Raw genomic sequence first — 19055 nt, 5'->3', positions numbered from 1 at the left:
GCGGGCCACCCGGACCGCGTCCGCCCGGTCAGCGCAGTTCGAGGGCGAGCCTGACCGCGTCCGCCCGCGAGTGCAGACCGGCCTTGGCGAACAGGTTGTTGATGTGCGTCTTGACCGTCGCCTCGCTGATGAAGAGCTTCTTGGCGATCTCGCCGTTGCGCAGGCCCTGGCCGATCAGGTCGAGCACCTCGCGTTCGCGGGCGGTGAGGTCGAAGCCGGGGTCCTGCGCGGGGCGGCGGCTCGCGAGGTCGAGCAGCCGCAGCTGGACGGCAGGGTCGAGGATCGCGTTGCCGGCGTGGGCGCTCCGGACGGCCTGGACGATCGTCGCGCGGTCGGCGTCCTTGGTCAGGTACCCGCGTGCCCCGGCCTGGAGCGCCTCCAGGATCGACTCGTCGTCGTCGAACGTGGTCAGCACGACGACCGGTAGTTCCGGGTGTGACCGCCTCAGCTGCCGGGTGGCCTCGGCGCCGCCCATGACCGGCATGTTCAGGTCCATCAGCACGACCTCGGGGGTCAGTTCCCCGACCTTCGCGAGGGCGTCCTGGCCGTTGGGCGCGGTGCCGACGACGGTGATGTCCGGGTCGAGGTCGAGCATGACGGCGAGACCGTCGCGCACGGCGGCCTGGTCGTCCACGATCAACAGCCTGATCATCGGGGCAGCTCCAGCCTGACCGTCCACCCCGGACCTCCCGGGCCCGCGAAGAGCTCGCCGCCCAGCAGCTCCGCTCGTTCCCGCATTCCGTTCAGTCCCATGCCGCTGCCTTGTGCGTCGTTCGTTCCGTTGTCGGTCACCGTCAGCCTCACCACCGTCGGCGCGTACTCCAAGTCCACCACCACCGTTGCTTCTGGTGCGTGCTTGTGGGCGTTCGTCAACGCCTCCTGCGCCGCCCGGATCACGGTCTGCGCGATCTCCACGCTCACCGGCCCCTCCCCCGTGCTGCGGAACGTGGCGCCGTGCGTCTCCGCGAGCCGTGCGACCGACTCCGTCAACGGCAACGTGCTCTCTCGTAACGCGTGCACGGCCCGTCGTGTCTCCTTCAGGCCCGACACCGCCAACGCCCGTGCCCGCAGCACGGCTTCGTTGGCCTCCGCGGACTTGCCCGCGCCGTGCAGTGCGTCGGCCATGTCGAGCTGCACGGCGATGCCCGACAGCGAGTGCCCGACGACGTCGTGGATCTCGCGCGCGATGCGGCCGCGTTCCTCGAGCACCGCCGTGTACTCGGCGGCGGCCTGGGCGGCGACGCGGTCGCGGCGGACCAGGCCGAAGTACACGGGCAGCCCGGCGGTGAGGCCGAGCCACCACGGCGGGACCTCAGCGGCCCCGAGCGCCTCCGCGACCCACGTCGAGACCATCGCGAGCACCGCACCGGAGACGGCCAGCGCGACCGACACGTGCCGCGACCGGAGCTGACGCCCGGCCGTGCCGGTGGCGAGGAAGACGAACGCGACCCCGGCCGTGGACGGCGCCAGCGCGAACAACGGCGCACCGGCCAGCACGAACACGCCGACGACCACGATCTGGCCGCGGTCGGAGAGCCGGTCGAGCGCGAACACGGCCGTGACCGCCGCGGCGATCACCACGGCGGTCACGGACCAGGTCAGCGCGAGCAGCGACGGTGGGCGGGTCACCAGCTGGAACACGGTGACCGCGGCGAGCACCAGCGTGGCCAGCGGCCGGAACATCTCGTCGGCGAGCTTCATCGGGTCGAATCATGCCGGGTCTCGCGGACCTTCTCCTGCCAGGAGTCGAGCACCGCCGAAGTGCGGTGCGGGGCACCGTTGCGTCCCTTCGCCCACACGACCTGGCCGCCCACCCGCACGGCCCTCGACATCACGACCAGGCCTTCGGCCAGCAGTCCGGCGCCGACGACGAGCATCAGGCCGTTGCTCTGCGCGCCGCCGGGAGCTAGCAGGAACCCGACGGCGAACCGCGCGGCGATGCTCGCCACCCACAGCACGACGGTCGTCGCGGTGTAGCGGAGCATCACGATGCCGTGCTGCTCGTAGGTGCGGATCGTCAGTCCGCGCAGCACGCCGAACGCGACGCTCAGCACGACGCTGACCAGCAGGAACCCCAGGCCGTTCGGCGTCGTCTGGGTCAGGCCGATGAGGCCGAGGACCGCCGGGAGCAGCAGCAGGCGTTTGCCGACGGCGGGTTCTCCCCTCAGCCTGCGGGCCAGCACGTAGACGATCGCGGCGGCGATGAGGACGATCTCTGCGGTTGCGTTCATGCCGGCAACGTTAGGAATTCCCGCAGGTCAACGCGTGGACCCAGGAGCGTAGCCAGGGTGGAGATCCGTCTCCACCCCCAGGTTGAGAGCCGGGGCAAAACGGGTAATTCGACAGGTATGGAGTGGATCACTCGTCTGATGGAGGCGCTGGGCTCGCCCGGCGCGGGCCTCGCGGTCGCGCTGGAGAACGTGTTCCCACCCGTGCCGAGCGAGGTGATCCTGCCGCTGGCCGGGTTCACCGCGGGCCAGGGCAAGATCTCGCTGGTCGCCGCGATCCTGTGGACGACGGCGGGCTCGGTCGTGGGCGCCCTGCTGCTCTACGGGCTGGGCGCGTGGCTCGGGCTGGAGAGGCTGCGCAAGGTCGCGGACAAGATCCCGTTCACCTCGGCGTCCGATGTGGACAAGGCCGACGCGTGGTTCGACGAGCACGGCAACAAGGCCGTGTTCATCGGCCGGATGGTGCCGGTGGTGCGGAGCCTGATCTCCATCCCCGCCGGGGTGTCCGGGATGCCGATCGTGAAGTTCACGCTCTACACCGCGGCGGGCAGCCTCGTCTGGAACACCGCCCTGATCCTCGCCGGGTACGCGCTCGGCGACAACTACGAGCTCGTCGACCGCTACCTGGGCTGGGTCTCGACCGGCGTGCTCGCGGTGCTGGCCATCAGCGTGGCCTGGTTCGTGGTGGCGCGGGTGAAGGCGCGACGCTCGTAGACCAGCGCCGCGCTCGCGATCGCGAGACCCGCGAGCGACAGGCCGACCCCCACCCAGGCGGTGGAGGTGTAACCCCAGCCCGCCGCGATGGCGAGCCCGCCGAGCCACGCGCCCGCGCCGTTCGCGACGTTGAGCGAGGAGTGGTTGGACGAGGCGGCGAGCGACGGCGCGTCCGGCGAGGCGTCCATCAGCTTGATCTGCAGGGCCGCGGCGAGGATCTGCACGGTGAAGCCCAGCAGGAACAGGAAGACGAACAGGAACACCGGGATCGCCGCGAGCAACCCGAACAGCACGAGGATCGCCGTGACCGCGATCAGCCCGCCGAACACCGAGCCCGTCACCGACCGGTCCACGAACCGTCCGCCGAAGGCCGCGCCGAGCGTCATGCCGAGCCCGAACACCGCGAGGATCCACGGCACCGCGCTCGACGACAGCCCGGCGACCTCGGTCGTCAGCGGCGCGACGTAGGAGTAGACGGCGAACATGCCGCCGAAGCCGATCATGCCGGTGAAGATCGCGAACCACACCGTGGGGCGTCCGAACGCGCGGACCTCGCCCTTCATCGACGCACCCTCGACCTTGGGCACCCGCGGCACCCAGGCCGAGATGGCCAACGCCGTGATGACCGCGATCACCGCGACCGCCAGGTACGCCGTGCGCCACCCGATCTGCTGCCCCGCCGCCGTTGCCAACGGCACGCCCACAAGGTTCGCCACGGTCAGACCGACCATCACGCGCGCCACGGCCGTTCCTCGCCGTTCGGGAGCAACGAGCGTGGCGGCGACAACCGCCGCAATGCCGAAGAACGCACCGTGCGGCAGCCCAGCGACGAAGCGGGCGATGAGGAGAAGCGTCTTGTCCTGCGCGATCGCCGACAGCCCGTTGCCGAGCGCGACGGCCAGCATGAGCCCGATCAGCATGCCCTTGCGCGGCAACTTGGCCCCGAGCACCGCGATCAGCGGTGCCCCGACGACCACACCGGCCGCGTACAGGCTGATCGCGTGCCCGGCCTCGTAGTCGGGAATGCCGAACGTCTCCGCGATCTGCGGCAGCAACCCCATCGTCGCGAACTCGGTCGTCCCGATGCCGAACCCGCCGAGGGCGAGCGCGGTCATGGCGCGCGTGGTGTTCAAGGCTTCCCCATGGCTAGTCAGCTAGTTAGCTACTGCATCGATTTTACGGGCGTTCTGACGCGCTTCAGAAGCCCCTGACCTGGTGCCGATGCTCACACGCCGCTCCAGGAATACCGACCCGAGCGCGATGACCAGACCACCCACCGCGAGCAACGCCCCGATCCAGTTCGGCGCCGTGTACCCGAGCCCCCGCTCGATGGCGAGCCCACCCAGCCAGGCCCCACCGGCGTTGCCGAGGTTGAACGCCGCGATGTTCGCCGCGCTGGCCAGCGCCGGCGCACCCGCGGCCGTCTGCATGACCCGCATCTGCAACGGCGGCACCGTCGCGAACCCGGCAGCGCCGAACAACACGATCGTCACCGCCGCCAGCACCGGCGAGTGCGCCGTGAACACGAACGCCGTCAGAATCGCGGCCAGCGCCGTCAGGATCACGATCACGCTCTTCATGACGCTGCGGTCTGCGGCCTTGCCGCCGAGCAGGTTGCCCGCGAACAACCCCACCCCGAACAACACCAGCAACCACGTGACCGCCCCTGACGAGAACCCCGCCACCTCGGTCATCATCGGCGCGATGTAGGTGAACGACGCGAACACGCCGGCGAACCCGAAGGCCGTCATCAGCAGCGCCAGCCACACCTGCGGGTTCCGGAACACCGTGAGCTCGCTGCGCAGGCTGCTCTCGTTCGCCTGCTGCTGCGGCACCAGGAACAGGATCCCCAGCAACCCGACGACGCCCAGCGCCGTCACGGCCCAGAACGTCGACCGCCACCCCAACGCCTGCCCGAGCGCCGTCCCCATCGGCACACCCAGCACGTTCGCCACCGTCAGCCCGGTGAACATCAACGCGATGGCACTAGCCCTCCGGTGCGGCGCAACGAGATCAGCCGCCACCACCGACCCGACGCCGAAGAACGCCCCGTGCGCCAGCGCCGCGACGACCCGCCCGCTCATCAGCACGCCGTACGTGTCCGCGAGCGCCGACACCAGGTTCCCCGCGATGAACAGCACCATCAACCCGGCCAGCATCTTCTTCCGCGGCAACCGCCCTCCGAGAACGGTCAGCAGCGGCGCACCGACCACCACGCCCAGGGCGTAGCCGGAGATCAGCAGTCCCGCGCCGGGGATGGTCACGCCGAGGTCGGCCGCCACCTCCGGCAGCAGGCCCATGATCACGAACTCGGTCGTGCCGATGGCGAAGGCGCTGATCGCGAGGGCGAGCAGAGCGACAGGCATGATCACACGTTCCTTGAAGTCGTAGGTTGTCCGCGTCAGCAATAGTTGCACACGCGGGCAATTGCAGGCGACTCCTGAATCGGTGAAGCCCGTCACGTCCGAGGGTGGGGCGGCGACGGGACAACGACGCGTCGGCGGAGAGCGAGGCCTCACGCTCCGACTCCCATCACGCCTCACCTCCGGTCACCCCACCTCCGGTCACCCCACCTCCGGTCACCCCACCTCCGGCCGCCCCGCCTCCGGCCGCCCCAACTCCGACCGCCCCACCTACAGCCGCCTCACCCCCGACCGCCTCGCCTTCCACCCAGCCGGTCGACCACACCCGGCCCCGACCCAGCCCCCGAACACGACGGAAGGCCGGCCCCCACGGGGACCGGCCTTCCGCCAACCCGAACTCAGATGCGCGGCACGTCCACGAACGTGCGGCCGTTGAGCGGCTGCGTCGCACGTGCGTTACCGGCGGTGAACAGGCCCTTGAAGCGGGCGATGGTCGCCGCCGTCACGTGCTGCTCGCCGGTGAGGTACCACTCGACGCCCTCGGTGAACGGGGCCGTGGTCAGCGAGCCCGTGTAGTGCAGCGTGTGGTGGCCCGCGGGCAGCAGGCGGTTGAGGTTGATCGACTCGATGTCCACCGGCGCGCCGCACTCCGGGGAGAGTTCGGCGAGCACGTCGTCGACGACCGAGTGGGAGCCGACGACGAGCGGGACGCCGACGACGAGGAGCTTGCCGTCGGCGCTGCGGTGGACGAGGTGCATTTCGAGCGGGGTGTTGCGACCGCCGAACTGGTGCTCGGACGGCGTGTGGAAGTGGAACTGGACGAGGTCGTATCTGGTGCCGGCCACGGTCACGTGGCCGGCACCGGGTTCTACCTCGGCCTCTTCGGTTTCCTCGTGGTCGCGGGTGGTGCAGCCGTTCGGCTTGTCCGCGTCCTTGCGGACGTACTTCAGCTCCAGCGCGGACTCGCCGTACGAGACGTCGAGCTTCGCCGCGTGCGGATCGAACCGGATCGCGTTCGGCGTGACGTTGACGGGACTCTGCTTCGGCGTCGCCGACTCGGCCGCGCCGGACGCGAAGAACGTCGCGGTGAGCACGAGCGGAAGAAGCGCCGGGAGGGACCGCTTAAGGTTCATGTGATCACTTTTCACCCGATCGGGTGAAATGGGGAGTGGAGTGTGGTCGCGCTCTCATCCACCTGAATTATTCCCGGCGTTCCATTCCGGCCGGGACTGAACTGATTCAGCGTCGGGACGTGCGTCTTCGCAGGTCACAGGCACTGAAACAGGTACAGGTGAGCGCGAATTCAGGCAAGTTCGTTGTGTGCGCAAATTCGAATTGAGACAACCGGACAATTGATGAACGACGCCGTTCTCGATCACCATTGTCCGATTCAGGATGGTTTGCCGAATTTGCCTGAAGTAACTCCGCGAACACGACGGATAGGGCACGATGAGCGGATGGTCACCGTCGACAACATTCGCGCCGTGGCGAAGACGCTGCCTCGCACGACCGAGCACCTCGTGCGCGACCGCGTGAAGTTCCGCGTCGGCCAGATCGTCTACGCGGCCCTGTCCCGCGACGAGACCGTGCTCGGCTTCGGCCACCCCCGCGAGGAACGGGAGGCACTCGTCGCGAGCGACCCTGTCAAGTTCGCCTTCCCCAGCGAGTCCGACATGCGCTTCCAGTGGGTGCACGCCTCGATGGCCGAGCTGGACGTCGAGGAGATGACCGAGCTCGTCCAGGGCGCCTGGGCCTTGTGCGTGCCCAAGAAGCTCATCCGCGAGCGCCTCGGCGAGGCCTATCTTTAGTCCACACTGAAGTCACTGCACAGACAACGCACGCCCGGCGAGATCCACTCCTGTCCCGTCCACTCCGGATGCCGCGCGAGCAGCACCGACCGCACCTCGGCCTCGATCTCGTCCACGGCCATCGCGGAGTCCCGCCGCCGCCACGTCTCGTCGCGGAGTTCGTGCAGGTAGGCCTGTACCCCCTGCAGCACCCCCACGTCTCCCACCGTGCCGTGACCTGGGACGACGATCTGGGGCGCGCCGGCGATCAACGCGTCCAGCACGCCGATCCACGCCACCCCGGAGACGTCGGTGTCGTGCGGCGGGAACCACGGGAAGATCGCGAACTGTCCCGTCTCGGCCAGGTCGCCGGTGAACAGCACGCCGGCGTCGGGCACCTCGACCACCTGGTCCCCCAGCGTGTGCCCGCGTCCTGTCGGCCGCAGCAGGACCGTCCGCCCGCCGAGATCGAGGGCGCGCACCCCGTCGTACACCTCGTCCGGCACCGGCAACGCCACGCCGGCCAGCCGCGACGCCACGTGCCCGCCGAAGCCGCGGAACGTCTCCAGGTAGCCGGAACCCTTGCGGCGCAGGTCATCCGCCTGCGCGGCGTTCACCAGGTACTCGCTGAACGCGGACGCGCCGAACGCGTGCTCCGGGTGGAAGTGCGTCGTGGTCAGGTACACGCGCCGCCCGCGGGCGAACTCCTCGGCGAACTCGCGCACGGCGGTGGCGTTGACGAGGCCGAGCCCCGTGTCCACCACGAGCACCGCCTCACGGCCGCCGATGATCCCGATGTTGGGCACCAGGCCCACGCCGGAGTTGGGGACCACCAGCACCTCGGACGCCACCTCGACGGCACCGGAGACCTGGACGACTGGATCTGGAAGGTTCATGACCCCAACCGAACCCCCACCACGCACCCCACGTCCAAGACCGATCCCGCACTCCCGATACCGGGCGAGTATCGTGCCTGGTCATGGAGCTGCGGACGCTGCGCTACTTCGTCGCGGTCGCCGAGGAACGCCACTTCGGCCGGGCCGCGCGACGACTCCACCTGAGCCAGCCGCCGCTGAGCCGCGCGATCAAGCAACTGGAACACGACCTCGGCACGACGCTGCTGGTCCGCTCCCCCGCCGGGGTCGCGCTGACCGACGCGGGCCAGACGCTGCTCGAGGAGGCCAGGGCGCTGCTGGAGCACGCCGACCGCATCCGCGCCAAGCTCACGAGGCGCACGATCACCGTCGGCATGCTGGGCGACCACGGCCCGCACCTGGCGGAGGCGTTCCGGCGAACCCACCCGGACGTCGAGATCCGCGTCCGTGAGACGGACCTGACCGATCCGACCTGCGGCCTGCGCTCCGGCCACGTCGACGTCGCCCTGACGCGCGGCCCGTTCGACGAGGCCGGCCTGAAAACCCTTGTGCTCGACGAGGATCCGGTGGGAGCGGTGCTCCGGGCGGACGACCCGCTCGCCACCCGCGCCGAGATCACCACCGCCGACCTCGACGGCCGCGACTGGTTCCAGTTCCCCGCGGGCACCGACGAGATCTGGCAGAACTACTGGAACGGCGGGAAGGCACGCACCGGCCCCACGGTCAGGGCCGTCCAGGAGTGCGTGCAGTCCGTGCTGTGGAACGGTTCCGTCGGCCTGGCCCCGCTCGGGCACGATCTCGGCGAACTCGTCACGGTGCCGCTCGCCGACATGGCGCCCAGCCCCGTCGTGATCGCGTGGATCAAGGACGACCCGCTGACCCTGGCGTTCGTCGAGTCAGCGAGCCGCACCTACTAGCTCCGCGACAACCCCGTGCTAACCCCGGCTGTAACCCCACTTGGTGCGGTTCGCCGCGTCCTCGACACCGGTGAAGCCCTCGTTCGGCACGAAGACGTCCTCGCCGAAGTCCATGTCGATGTCGTCGGCGTTGCCACCGACGCCGTCGGCGCCGATCGCGAACATGGCCTGCGGGTTGCCACCCTGGTCCATCAGCGTGTCGTGCTCGTTGAACTGGTGCTGGTGCCACGAACCGGACATGTGGCCGAGTTCGTGCGCCGCGATGTTGCCGAGCGCCCGGCCGATGAAGCGCGTCTTGTCGCTGGCGGGCGTGATGTACGTGTTGAGCGAGACGGGCTGGCCCGCCGGCGCGCTCAGCAGGTCGAGCTGCACCAGTGCGGTCTCCTCGTGCGCGAAGTTGCCCGGGTCGATGCTCTGCGCGATGGCCACGGTCGCCACACCGGACTCGGCGATCGTGCCGCCGATCACCAGGCGGCTGACGTTCCGCTGACCCCAGGGGTCGGCGTGGTCGCGGCTGTTGAGGATCCGCACCTTCCCACCCAGAGCCAGGTTCTCGCGCAGCGCGTCGACCGCCGCCGTGATCACCGCGTCCTCGTCGGACGGGCCGAGCCCCCACGCCGCGAGGAAGTTCTTCATGCCGGACAACGACTTCACGCCCTCGCCGCCGTACGGGACGGTGTCGACGAGCGCGCCGTCGAAGTCGACGAACACCGTCTGGAGACCGGCCGCTTCGACGCCGGGCCGCAACGCCTTCACGGTCAGGTCGTAGCGGCCCTCGCCGTCCTCGACGCCGAGGTGGTAGCGCCCGGACGACGGCGCGACGAAGTCGACGGCGGCGTTGCCACCGCCGGGCAGCGGGCTGTTCGGCGGGTACACGACCGAGAAGTCCTGCCGCGAGCCCTGCACCTCACGGCCCGCGGTGTCGTGCACGACGAGCTTGCGCGCCGAGCCCGTGACGGACGCGCCGAGCACGTCGCCCGCCCTGAGCTGGACCGAGTAGAAGTCCCTGTCCCCCGATCCTTCCCCGGCAGCGATGGTCAGCTCGTAGGTGCCGGACGCGCCGCCGGGCCCGCCCGTGACGCGCACGAAGTACTCGGCCCCCGAGGTGAGGTCGAGCTCCAGGCTCGCGTCGAAGGTGGCGCCGACGTTGTCGGCGGACGCGACCTCCCGGCCGGCCGCGTCGAACACGGTCAGCACGGTGTCGAGGTCGCTGCCGGGCGTGAGCGTGGCGATCCGGGTGTGCCCCCGGCCGTGCAGGCGGTAGAAGTCCTGGTCAGCACCGGTGATGCGGCCCGTGGTGCGCATCGCGCGGCGAGCGGGCGCGCCGACGCCGGTGTCGCTCGCGGTCGCCGCCGAGTCGTTGGGCTCGGCGAACTCGGGCAGGACCGCGAGCGTCGGGTCCGCCAGCAGCGAGCCGGTGATCGACGCGTTGGGGTTGCTGCGGAACCCCGTGACCTCGGCGGACGCCGGCACGTCGTTGCGTCCGCGCGCCCACGCCGGCTCCCGTTCCGCGTAGGTCCTGCCGGGCTTGGCCGTGGCGAGGATCCGCGCGCGGGACTTGGCCGCCCGAGTCCGCGCCAGCGTGCCCGCGTCGACCTGCCCGGGGTGCTCCGACCACGAGAGCAACGGGTCCGGCTGGACCGGTGCCGAAGCCGCCGACGCCACCACCCCCTGACCGCTCATCACCAGTGCGGTGACGGCGATCGCTGCTACGAAACGCATGTGCTCCCCCTGCCGGTAGATCCTCCAGATCTACCGCGAGGAGCGCCGCGAGGACCAGGCCTCAGCTCCTGTTGAGACGGCTCACCGTCACCGCGTAGTCGCCGCCCTCGAAGGGTTCGCGGTCCCACGTCGCGAAGCGTTCGACCAGCGTGAGCCCGGCTTGGGCGCAGTGCTCGTCGTACTCCTCGACGCTGTAACCACGTCCCAGTCCGAACCCGGCGACCAACACGTTCCCGACATGTCTGGCGACCCCCGCGACGAGCGCGCCCTGCGTTCCGGGCGGGGTGAACAGAGGCACGTTGCCCGCCATGACGACGACGTCGAAGGTGCGTCCCAGATCGAGTTCGGCCAGGTCGGACCGCACCCACGTGAGCTGCGGCGCCTGCTCGCGCGCGTGGGCCAGCATGGACTCGTCGAGGTCCGCCCCGACCACCTCGATGCCGTGCCGCGCGAGCTCGATCGCGACGCGCCCCGTCCCGCACCCGGCGTCGAGCACCGAACCCGGCCCGAACGCGCGCACGAACGTCGCCTCGCCGTGCACGTCCATCCCGGACTCGGCGAGTGCGTCGAATCTGCGCTGGTACTCCGCCCCGTTCCACACGTCCGCCAGCATAGAACCGAAGATCGGCGGATACCGCCCGTGTGGGAGCGCTGCCAAGGTCGAGGGCATGACGCGCTTTCTGCTGGCAGTGGCGTTGCTCGTGGCGGCGGCCTCCCCCGCGCAGGCCGCACCCCCGAGGTGGGTCGGCACCTGGGCCACCGCGCCGTCGTCCGCGGTCCCCGGCACCGAGAACGGCTACCCGAACTTCTCGATCCGCAACATCGTGCACGTCAGCGCGGGCGGCAAGGAGATCCGCGTCCGCCTCTCCAACGCCTACGGCCGCACCCCGATCACGTTCGGCCAGGTCACCGTGGCCCGAGCGGCAGGCCCCGACACCCCGCTCGCCCTGCCCGGCACGATGCGCACCCTGACGTTCGGCGGCGCTTCCTCCGTCACCGCCCCGCCCGGTGCCGACGTGGTGAGCGACGGCGTGGCCCTGACCGTCCCGGCCGACTCCGACCTGCTCGTGAGCACCTTCACGCCGTCGCCGGGCGGCCCGGTCACCCACCACAGCCTCACGATGCAGAACTCGTACTTCAACCGCACCGGCAACGTCACCGCCCAGGAGTCGGCCGCCTTCTACCCGGAACGCACCACGGCCTGGCACTACGTCTCCGGCGTCGACGTGCGTTCTTCGACCTTGCAAGGCAGCGTCGTGGCGTTGGGTGACTCGATCACCGACGGCGCGAACTCCACCTGGGGCGCCAACCTCCGCTGGCCCGACCAACTCGCCGACCGCGTCAACAAACGCCTGGGGGTCCTGAACGCGGGCATCAGCGGCAACCGCCTCCTGCTCGACGGCGACTGGGCGGGCCCGAACGCGCTGGCCCGGCTGAACCGCGACGTCCTCACCCAGACCGGCGTGCGCACGGTGATCGTGTTCGAGGGCATCAACGACATCCAGCAGACCCCGCACCAGACCGACCCGGCCCCGATCATCGCGGCGCTGAAGCAGATCGCCGCGCGGGCACACGACCGCGGGCTGCGGGTGGTGGGGGCGACGATCACGCCGTTCAAGGGGTGGAACAGCTACACCGAACAGCTGGAGGGCGTGCGGCAGGCCGTGAACTCGTTCATCCGCAGCAGCCCGGACTTCGACGCGGTGGTGGATTTCGACGCGGTGATCCGGGATCCCGCCGATCCGCAGCGGATCCGGCCCGACTACGACCAGGGGGACCACCTGCACCCCGGGGACAAGGGGTTCGAGGCGATGGCGAAGGCGGTGCGGCTCGCCACGTTGTAAGGCACTCGAACGGGCGACCGAGGTTTGCGGGACACTCCACCCGGGCTATTCGACGGAGATCAACACGCACCACCGATTAGGGGTCCACGCATGCGTCTCACGATCGTCGCCGCCGTCCTCACGGCCGCCGCCACCACGGCCTGCGGGTCGTCCCCGGCGGCCCAGCCGAGCCCGGCGACGGACACGCCCACCTCGGCGAGCACGCCAGCGAGCGGGGTCGGTGAAAAGCAGAAGCCCGCGGTGAAGGCCGAGTTGACGATGCAGGGCAAGCCGGGGCTCGGGCTGCTCACGGCCACCAACCAGGGCAGCGCGCCGATCACGTTCCAGGGCTGGCCGAAGCTGTCGTTCACCAACGCCGCCAACGAGCCCGCCGCCGTTCCGGTCGAGCAGAAGCTGGTGCCGGGCGAGGGGCCGTCGATCACGTTGCAGCCCGGGCAGACGGCGTTCGCGGGCGTGTTGTTCGACGTGGACGACGCGAACTCGTTCGCCATCAACGAGATGACGGCCGAGCTGCCCGGGATGGTGCCGGCGAAGGTGACGTTCATCGGGACGGACGGCCAGCCGATCGCCGACATGTCCAAGCTCAAGGTGAGCGAGGCCAAGGTCGGGACGATGCAGCCGGCCGCCCAGGGCGTCACGGTGTTCGACTAGATCCGGAGAACACGCCCTAACCCCTCATCAGGCGGTGTTGCAGCGCCACCTCCCACGGCCGCACCGCGCGGTCGAGGAACATCAGGCTGTCCATGCGGCAGTTGCAGGCGTTGCCCTCGCGGGTGTTCTGCGGGTAGCTGCCGCCGATCTTGAGGCCGCGCGGGTTCGTGGCCGAGGCCAGGTCGGGTTCCGGCTCACCCTCCAGCTGCCACGGATCACCCGCAGCGACGTAGGCACCGGAGAGCGGCTTTCCGTTGCGGTACAGAGCCATCTTGCCGGTGTCGAAGTCGAACGTCGCGGCGAGGAACACCCATTCGTTGCGCGGCAACAGCTTCTGCCAGTCCTCGGCGGCCGCGAACGTCTGGGAGTCGCCGCCGTCGATCCGCCGTGCCAGGGCGACGAGTTTCAGCTCGCCGTCCACCTGGATCAGCTCCAGCAGTGCACGTACGGCGTGGCCGTTGGAGTCGCCGGTCAGCACTCCGGCCAGGCCGATGGCACCGTACAGGTCGGAAGGGTCGGCGGAGGTGGAGTTCGGGGCCGGGTTCTGGCCCGTCATCTTCACCCAGCCCAGGATCGACGCTTCCCGGGCGCCGTTGAACGCCTTCAAGGTCGGCACGCCGGTCTCGCTGTAGAGGCCGGCCTTCCAGTCGTCGTTGCCGGCGATGGCCGGGTTGATCTGCTTGAGCTGCAGGGAGTGACTGCTCGAGCGGAACGCGCCGTCCCGCACGCGCATGTCCGCACCGCCGTTGATCAGCTGCAACGCCGTGCCGGAACGGCCCCGGTCGCGTTCCAGCGCCGAGTCGCCGCGCACCGGGTGTTCGAAGTCGTAGTACGACACCAGGTTGCGGGACAGAGTCGGGAGCACCGGGCCGGAGGTGGCCTGAGCAGGCACGGCCGTTCCCACGACGAAGGCCGCCACGAGCAGGATCACCCGCATCAGCGGACCCCCTCGCCCCGCACGCGCAGGTCGCGCAGGCGGCCGACGTTGTCGAACGAGCCGAAGCCCACGCGCCCGGAAGCGAACGTCCCGTCCACGGCCGTCATCAACGGGTGCGGGGACCCGTCCACGTACACGGCGATCTCGCCCGAGTCGGCGCAGTGCTTGACCCGCACGCGATGCCACGCCTCGTCCGACACGGCCGGGGCGGCGCCGACGGAACGCACCGCGTCCCACTGGTGGTCGAGACGGAGCCGGTCGGCGTTGTTCACGACGAAGATGCCGTTGTGCGGGTAGATCTTGTTGTCCTGCGAGAGGTGCGCGTAGTAGAACTCGGTGTCGGAGCGGTGGCCGAACACGATGATCACGTCCCGGTTGGACACCGACACGGGGGTGTCGAGCCGCACCGAGGCGTCGAGCTGCACGGAACCGAACTCCGGGCCCTTGGCCAGCACCGCGTACTCGAACGGGCGGCGCGGGCCGGGCCGGGCCACCCCTGCCTCGGCCAGCACGACCTCGCGGCCGGGGAACTGCCACGACGACGGCGTCACCGGCTGCCACGAGCGGGCACCGACGGCACCAGCGACGAGGTCATGGCCGGAGTGACAGGACGCGAAGGTGCGGGCGCCCGTCACCTTCCAGATCTTGCCGTTGGCCTTGGCCAGCACGTAGAGCTCGCCGGCGGCGTCCGTGCCGAACCGCAGGTCGACCCGGTCCGGATCGCCCACCAGGTCCTTCATCGTGGTCAACCGGCCGCCGGAGTACACCATCAGCTCGCGGGACACGGCCATCGGGCGACCGGCGCGCATCTCGCCCGAGTCTGCGTAGTAGAGCAGGCCCTTCACGCCCTCGCCGTAGATGTACTTGCCCCGCAACGAAGGGATCTTCGAGCCGCGGTAGACGAAGCCGCCCATCAAGGCGTTGCCGCTGTCCGCGCACGGTCGTTGCGTGGACAGGCGGTTGTGGTCGAACGCGGTCACCGGGTAGGTGAAGCCGAAGCGGGCGTCGTCGGCGGGCAGCGGGAACACCCCGCACGACGGGTCGCCGCGCCGGTACTCCCAAATGCCCTCGCGTTCGCTCCAGCCCAGGTTGGCACCCTTGCGGACCTCGTAGACCGCGTCGACGGCCTTCTCGCCGATGTGGCCCATGAACATCCGGCCGGTGACCTCGTCCCAGCTGAAGCGGTACGGGTCGCGCATGCCGTACGCGTAGATCTCGCCCAACGCGCCCGAGGTGCGCACGAACGGGTTCGCGCGCGGCACGCCGTACTGGCCGTTCACGCCGTCACGGCCAGAGGGATCGATGCGCAGGATCTTGCCCTGCGGCACCGAAAGGTCCTGCGGCACCGTGGTCGAGACGCCGATGCCGCCGTCACCGGACGCGATGTACAGCAGCCGGTGGTCCTCGTCCCACCACCGCGCGGTCGGGTTGAAGCCGATCTCCTGGAACCCGTGGATGTACGAGGCGAACCCGACCCGCAGCAGCTCACGACGGGTGCCGGCGAAGACGTCCGCGTGCGGGTCGGCGGCGGTCCACTCGGTGACCACACCGTGCACCACGGAGTTCGGTGACGGCAGGTCCGGCTTCTTGTCCGTCAGCGCGGAACCGGTTTCGGTGTGCACGGTGTAGAACTTGCCGTTGCGCTGGAAGTCCGGGTGGAACGCGGCGAACCCGAACCCGCTGCCCAGGCCGCGGTGGGTGTGGAAGTCGGGACCGACCAAGGCCCCCAGGTCGAGGTACGCGTGCTGGACTTCCCCGTCCAGCAGGTAGAGCTTGCCGTTCATGTCGGGCACGAACAGCCGTCCCGAACGGTCCGGCACCTCACCCAGGTAGTTGATCCTGTTGTAGCGCACCAGTCTGGTGTCGGTCGGCGGCGGCACGGGCTGCGACTTCGGCAGCTGCGCCGCCTCGGTCAGCTCCAGCCCGATCCCGGAGGCGCCCGGTGTCGGCAACGGGTCGGCGATCGGCACGTCGGACTGCGCCGAGGCGATCGGCACGAACAACGCCGAAAGCATGAATGTTGTGACTGCCAAAGCAGATGAGCGTCGGTACATTCCCCACCACCCTGTGGGCCAGGCCGTTCAGCACGGCAGCGGAAAGCGCTTTCCAACGCGGCGGCATCCGGAATCTACCCAGCTAATAAGGTGGTTACAACCCCTCCGCGGCGCAGCGCTGATCCACAGGTCAGCGCTGCGCCGTCCGGTGGGAGCCTGCTGGTGCCGGCGGCGGGCGTGGCCGACAACCGCGGCGACTGGGCGGCGGCCTCGGGTACCGGGGTGGCCGCCGCCACGGCCAGGACCGAGAGTGATCGTGTCATCGCGCACCACCTCGTGGATCAGCCTGAGAAAGCGCTTACCACGGGGCGGCGAGCCAGATCCCCACGCGCTCAGTCCTGCCCTGTCACGGCTCCGAGCAGGTCGCGGATGCGGGCCGTGGCCGACGCGAACTCCGGACGCGCCATCGTCGCCGAGTAGTCGCGTTCCGCCGGCAGGTCCACGTCGATGACCTCGTGCACCACCGCCGGCCTGCGCGTCAGCACGATCACCCGGTTCGCCAGGTACACCGACTCCGCGATCGAGTGCGTCACGAGCAGCACGGTCGTGCCGGTCTCCCGCCACACCCGGTGCAGCTCGACGTTCATCTGCTCACGGGTCAACGCGTCCAGCGCGCCGAACGGCTCGTCCATCAGCAGCACGCGCGGCTGGTGCAGCAACGCCCGGCACAACGCCACGCGCTGCTGCATGCCACCGGACAACTCGTGCGGCAGGGCGTTCTCGAAGCCGGACAGCCCGGTCATCTCGATGAGCTCGTCGGCCCGCCTGCCCGCCTCGGCCGCGTTCATCCCGCGCATCTCGGCCTGCAACAGGATGTTCCTGCGCGCGGACCGCCATTCCAGCAACGCGGCGCGCTGGAACACGAACCCGATGTCGTGCCGCGGCCCGCGCACCGGCTCGCCGAGCAGCGTCACCGAGCCGGACGAGGGCTTCAGCAGCCCCGACACCAGCTTCAGCAACGTCGACTTGCCGCAGCCGGACGGCCCGACGATGGACACGAACTCGCCCGGCGCGACGTCGAGCGAGACCCGTTCGACCGCGGTCACCTCCGCGCGCTTCGACTGGAAGCGCACGGAGACGTCGCTGATCTCGACAGCGGAGGTGGCTGTTCCCAGAGTCACGCTCATCCCTTCGGAGCCACGCTTTCTTCCCAGTACGCCGACGGCTCGGACGCTTCCTCGATGATGCCGTTCTGCTGGAACGTCTCGATGGTCTTCTTCCAGTCCTCCACGGAGTTCACGCCCGGCGCCTTGCCCTTCGTGGCGTCGGTGTGCAGCAACGTGAGCGTGGTCTTGAACTGCTCCAGCACCACCGTCGGCGACGGCAACTGCTCCGCGGCGCCCTTCATCGACTCGGCCGCGGCCTCCGGCGCTTTCTCGGCCTCCGCCCACGCCTCCTGCGTCGCCGCGACCATCTTCCTCACCAGCTCGGGATCCTTCTGCAGCATGGACTTCGAGGTGAGCAGCCCGTTGCTGAAGTAGTTCAGGCCGAACTCGGAGAACCGCAGGTAGCCGACGTCCTTGCCGGCCTTCTCCTTGATCGTCGGCCCCTGGTCGGACGCGAACCCGAGCAGCACGTCGGTGCGGTTGGAGATGACCGCGGCCATCTTGCCCGCCGGGTCGATGTTCTGGATGGAGACGTCCGACTCCTGCATGCCGTTCTGCTTCAGGAACGCCGGGAACGTCTTCGTCAGCGCGTCGCCCGCCGTCGTGGCGACGGACTTGCCCTTCAGGTCCTCGGGCTTCTTGATGTTCTTGTCGGTGAAGAACTGCACGGACGCGGGCGTGGTCTGCAGGAACACGCCGATGCTCTTGGCCGGCACGCCCTGCTCGACGGCCGTGGCGAGCGCGGACGTGTCGGCCCAGCCGAAGTCCGTCTGCCCGGCGCCGGTGGCGGTGACCGTCTTGCCGGAGCCCTGGCCCGCCTGGATCTTGAGCTTGATGCCGTGCTTCTCGTAGATGCCCTGCCGCACGCCGTAGTAGAACGGCGCGTGCTCGCCGTACGGGTACCAGTTGAGGGTCAGCGTGACGTCCTTGGTCTCACCGCTCGAGCCCGGCGTCGTGCCGCCTCCCCCGCCGCAGGCGGTGATCAGCAGCATCGCGGGCAACAGGCCTGCAAGCACTTTCTTCACGATCAGCCTTTCGCGAGGAGGGTGGTGACGGCGGCGCCGCGCCGGCTGGCGTGCCACGGCAGCATCAGCTTTTCGGCGAGGTCGAGCAGCAGGAAGAGCACGACGCCGACCACGGAGATGACGATCAGGCCGGCGAACAGCATCGGGGTGTCCATGTTGCCGTTGGCCTGCAGGATCACGTAACCGAGGCCTTCGTTCGAGCCCACGAACTCCCCGACCACGGCCCCGGTCACGGCGAGCGTGACGGCGACCTTCAGGCCCGCGAACAGGTGCGGCAGCGCGGCCGGGAAGCGGATCTTCACGAACGTCTTGACCGGGCCGCCGCCCATCGTGGCGGCGAGTTCGAGCATCTCCGTGTCGACCGACTTCAGGCCGGTGACCGTGGAGATCACGACGGGGAAGAACGCCATCAGCACGGCCACGACCACCTTGGGCTCGAAGCCGAACCCGAGCCACACCACGAACAGCGGCGCGATCGCGATCTTGGGGATGACCTGCGCGAACAACAGGATCGGGTAGGCGGTGCTCTCGATCGTGCGCGAGTAGACCATCGCGACCGCCACCAGCACGCCGAGCAGGCCCGCGATGACGAACCCGAGGATCGTCTCGTACGTGGTCACCCACGTGTGGCCCCACAGGTAGGACCACTTGTCGGCCAGCAGGCCGAACGTCTTGGCGGGCGACGGCACCAGGTAGGCCTCGACCATCCCGGTGGCGGTGACGAGGTGCCAGATCGCGAGGCACGCGGCGAGCAGCGCGGCCGGACGCCACGTCCGTTCCACGACACCTCGCCAGCGGTCTGCCGGAACTGTGCTCACGTAGCTCCCCTCCG

Annotated in this window: 19 protein-coding genes; 5 read left to right on the top strand and 14 right to left on the bottom strand. The window is 69.8% G+C overall.

Going from position 1 to position 19055, the window contains the following annotated elements:
• Window positions 1–28 precede the first annotated feature (28 nt).
• The 3 genes from QSK25_RS01780 to QSK25_RS01770 are packed head-to-tail and all read right to left on the bottom strand — an operon-like array spanning window position 29 to window position 2231.
• Window positions 29–652, bottom strand: a complete 624-nt coding sequence (locus tag QSK25_RS01780; RefSeq protein WP_285631468.1) for a response regulator — start codon at window positions 650–652, stop codon at window positions 29–31.
• Window positions 649–1701, bottom strand: a complete 1053-nt coding sequence (locus tag QSK25_RS01775) for a sensor histidine kinase (RefSeq protein ID WP_285631465.1) — start codon at window positions 1699–1701, stop codon at window positions 649–651. Before QSK25_RS01775 ends, QSK25_RS01780 begins: the two co-directional genes overlap by 4 nt.
• Window positions 1698–2231, bottom strand: coding sequence for a DUF1453 domain-containing protein (locus QSK25_RS01770; RefSeq protein ID WP_285631462.1), 534 nt, complete (start codon window positions 2229–2231; stop codon window positions 1698–1700). The genes QSK25_RS01775 and QSK25_RS01770 overlap by 4 nt, the downstream gene beginning before the upstream one ends.
• Before the next feature lie 117 nt (window positions 2232–2348).
• On the opposite strand from QSK25_RS01770, the gene QSK25_RS01765 reads away from it, so the two are divergent.
• Window positions 2349–2942, top strand: coding sequence for a DedA family protein (locus tag QSK25_RS01765; protein ID WP_285631460.1), 594 nt, complete (start codon window positions 2349–2351; stop codon window positions 2940–2942).
• On the opposite strand, the gene QSK25_RS01760 is transcribed toward QSK25_RS01765, so the two are convergent.
• The 3 genes from QSK25_RS01760 to QSK25_RS01750 form a co-directional block, all read right to left on the bottom strand.
• Window positions 2849–4075: an MFS transporter gene (locus QSK25_RS01760; protein WP_285631457.1), complete on the bottom strand. Its 1227-nt coding sequence runs from the start codon at window positions 4073–4075 to the stop codon at window positions 2849–2851. The genes QSK25_RS01765 and QSK25_RS01760 overlap by 94 nt on opposite strands.
• Before the next feature lie 21 nt (window positions 4076–4096).
• A complete protein-coding gene (locus tag QSK25_RS01755; protein ID WP_285631453.1) occupies window positions 4097–5308 on the bottom strand; it encodes an MFS transporter in 1212 nt (403 codons plus the stop codon).
• A 395-nt stretch (window positions 5309–5703) separates the two neighbouring features.
• Window positions 5704–6438: a carbonic anhydrase family protein gene (locus QSK25_RS01750; RefSeq protein WP_285631450.1), complete on the bottom strand. Its 735-nt coding sequence runs from the start codon at window positions 6436–6438 to the stop codon at window positions 5704–5706.
• 324 nt (window positions 6439–6762) lie between these two features.
• Here QSK25_RS01750 and QSK25_RS01745 point away from each other — a divergent pair, with 324 nt between their 5' ends.
• Window positions 6763–7113 carry an MmcQ/YjbR family DNA-binding protein gene (locus QSK25_RS01745; RefSeq protein ID WP_285631447.1) on the top strand — a complete coding sequence of 117 codons (351 nt, stop codon included), beginning with the start codon at window positions 6763–6765 and terminating at the stop codon, window positions 7111–7113.
• Here QSK25_RS01745 and QSK25_RS01740 read toward each other — a convergent pair.
• Window positions 7110–7988, bottom strand: coding sequence for an MBL fold metallo-hydrolase (locus QSK25_RS01740; protein WP_285631444.1), 879 nt, complete (start codon window positions 7986–7988; stop codon window positions 7110–7112). The genes QSK25_RS01745 and QSK25_RS01740 overlap by 4 nt on opposite strands.
• An 83-nt stretch (window positions 7989–8071) precedes the next feature.
• On the opposite strand from QSK25_RS01740, the gene QSK25_RS01735 reads away from it, so the two are divergent.
• Window positions 8072–8884: a LysR family transcriptional regulator gene (locus QSK25_RS01735; protein ID WP_285631441.1), complete on the top strand. Its 813-nt coding sequence runs from the start codon at window positions 8072–8074 to the stop codon at window positions 8882–8884.
• An 18-nt stretch (window positions 8885–8902) separates the two neighbouring features.
• Here QSK25_RS01735 and QSK25_RS01730 read toward each other — a convergent pair whose 3' ends face one another.
• Both QSK25_RS01730 and QSK25_RS01725 read right to left on the bottom strand, forming a co-directional pair.
• Window positions 8903–10606: a hypothetical protein gene (locus QSK25_RS01730; RefSeq protein WP_285631439.1), complete on the bottom strand. Its 1704-nt coding sequence runs from the start codon at window positions 10604–10606 to the stop codon at window positions 8903–8905.
• Between the two features lie 61 nt (window positions 10607–10667).
• The gene (locus QSK25_RS01725; RefSeq protein ID WP_285631436.1) at window positions 10668–11207 is read right to left on the bottom strand and encodes a class I SAM-dependent methyltransferase; all 540 of its coding nucleotides are present in this window, start codon (window positions 11205–11207) and stop codon (window positions 10668–10670) included.
• 67 nt (window positions 11208–11274) lie between these two features.
• On the opposite strand from QSK25_RS01725, the gene QSK25_RS01720 reads away from it, so the two are divergent.
• Window positions 11275–12450, top strand: a complete 1176-nt coding sequence (locus QSK25_RS01720) for an SGNH/GDSL hydrolase family protein (protein ID WP_285631433.1) — start codon at window positions 11275–11277, stop codon at window positions 12448–12450.
• A gap of 90 nt (window positions 12451–12540) precedes the next feature.
• Window positions 12541–13101, top strand: a complete 561-nt coding sequence (locus QSK25_RS01715) for a DUF4232 domain-containing protein (RefSeq protein WP_285631431.1) — start codon at window positions 12541–12543, stop codon at window positions 13099–13101.
• A 16-nt stretch (window positions 13102–13117) separates the two neighbouring features.
• On the opposite strand, the gene QSK25_RS01710 is transcribed toward QSK25_RS01715, so the two are convergent.
• The 5 genes from QSK25_RS01710 to QSK25_RS01690 form a co-directional block, all read right to left on the bottom strand.
• Window positions 13118–14038 (bottom strand): hypothetical protein, encoded by a 921-nt coding sequence (locus QSK25_RS01710; protein ID WP_285631428.1) that lies wholly within the window; start codon window positions 14036–14038, stop codon window positions 13118–13120.
• Complete coding sequence (locus QSK25_RS01705; RefSeq protein ID WP_285631424.1) at window positions 14038–16071, bottom strand: PQQ-dependent sugar dehydrogenase; 2034 nt, start codon at window positions 16069–16071, stop codon at window positions 14038–14040. Before QSK25_RS01705 ends, QSK25_RS01710 begins: the two co-directional genes overlap by 1 nt.
• Before the next feature lie 353 nt (window positions 16072–16424).
• Window positions 16425–17213, bottom strand: a complete 789-nt coding sequence (locus QSK25_RS01700; RefSeq protein WP_285631421.1) for an ABC transporter ATP-binding protein — start codon at window positions 17211–17213, stop codon at window positions 16425–16427.
• 2 nt (window positions 17214–17215) lie between these two features.
• Window positions 17216–18223 (bottom strand): ABC transporter substrate-binding protein, encoded by a 1008-nt coding sequence (locus QSK25_RS01695; protein WP_352235700.1) that lies wholly within the window; start codon window positions 18221–18223, stop codon window positions 17216–17218.
• A 2-nt stretch (window positions 18224–18225) separates the two neighbouring features.
• A complete protein-coding gene (locus tag QSK25_RS01690; protein ID WP_285631418.1) occupies window positions 18226–19041 on the bottom strand; it encodes an ABC transporter permease in 816 nt (271 codons plus the stop codon).
• Window positions 19042–19055: the final 14 nt, after the last annotated feature.

This window comes from Lentzea sp. NBRC 102530 (genome assembly GCF_030269365.1).
Lineage (GTDB): Bacteria > Actinomycetota > Actinomycetes > Mycobacteriales > Pseudonocardiaceae > Lentzea.
Note: the sequence above shows the minus strand (reverse complement) of the source record. Positions and strands in the feature narration are given on the sequence as shown.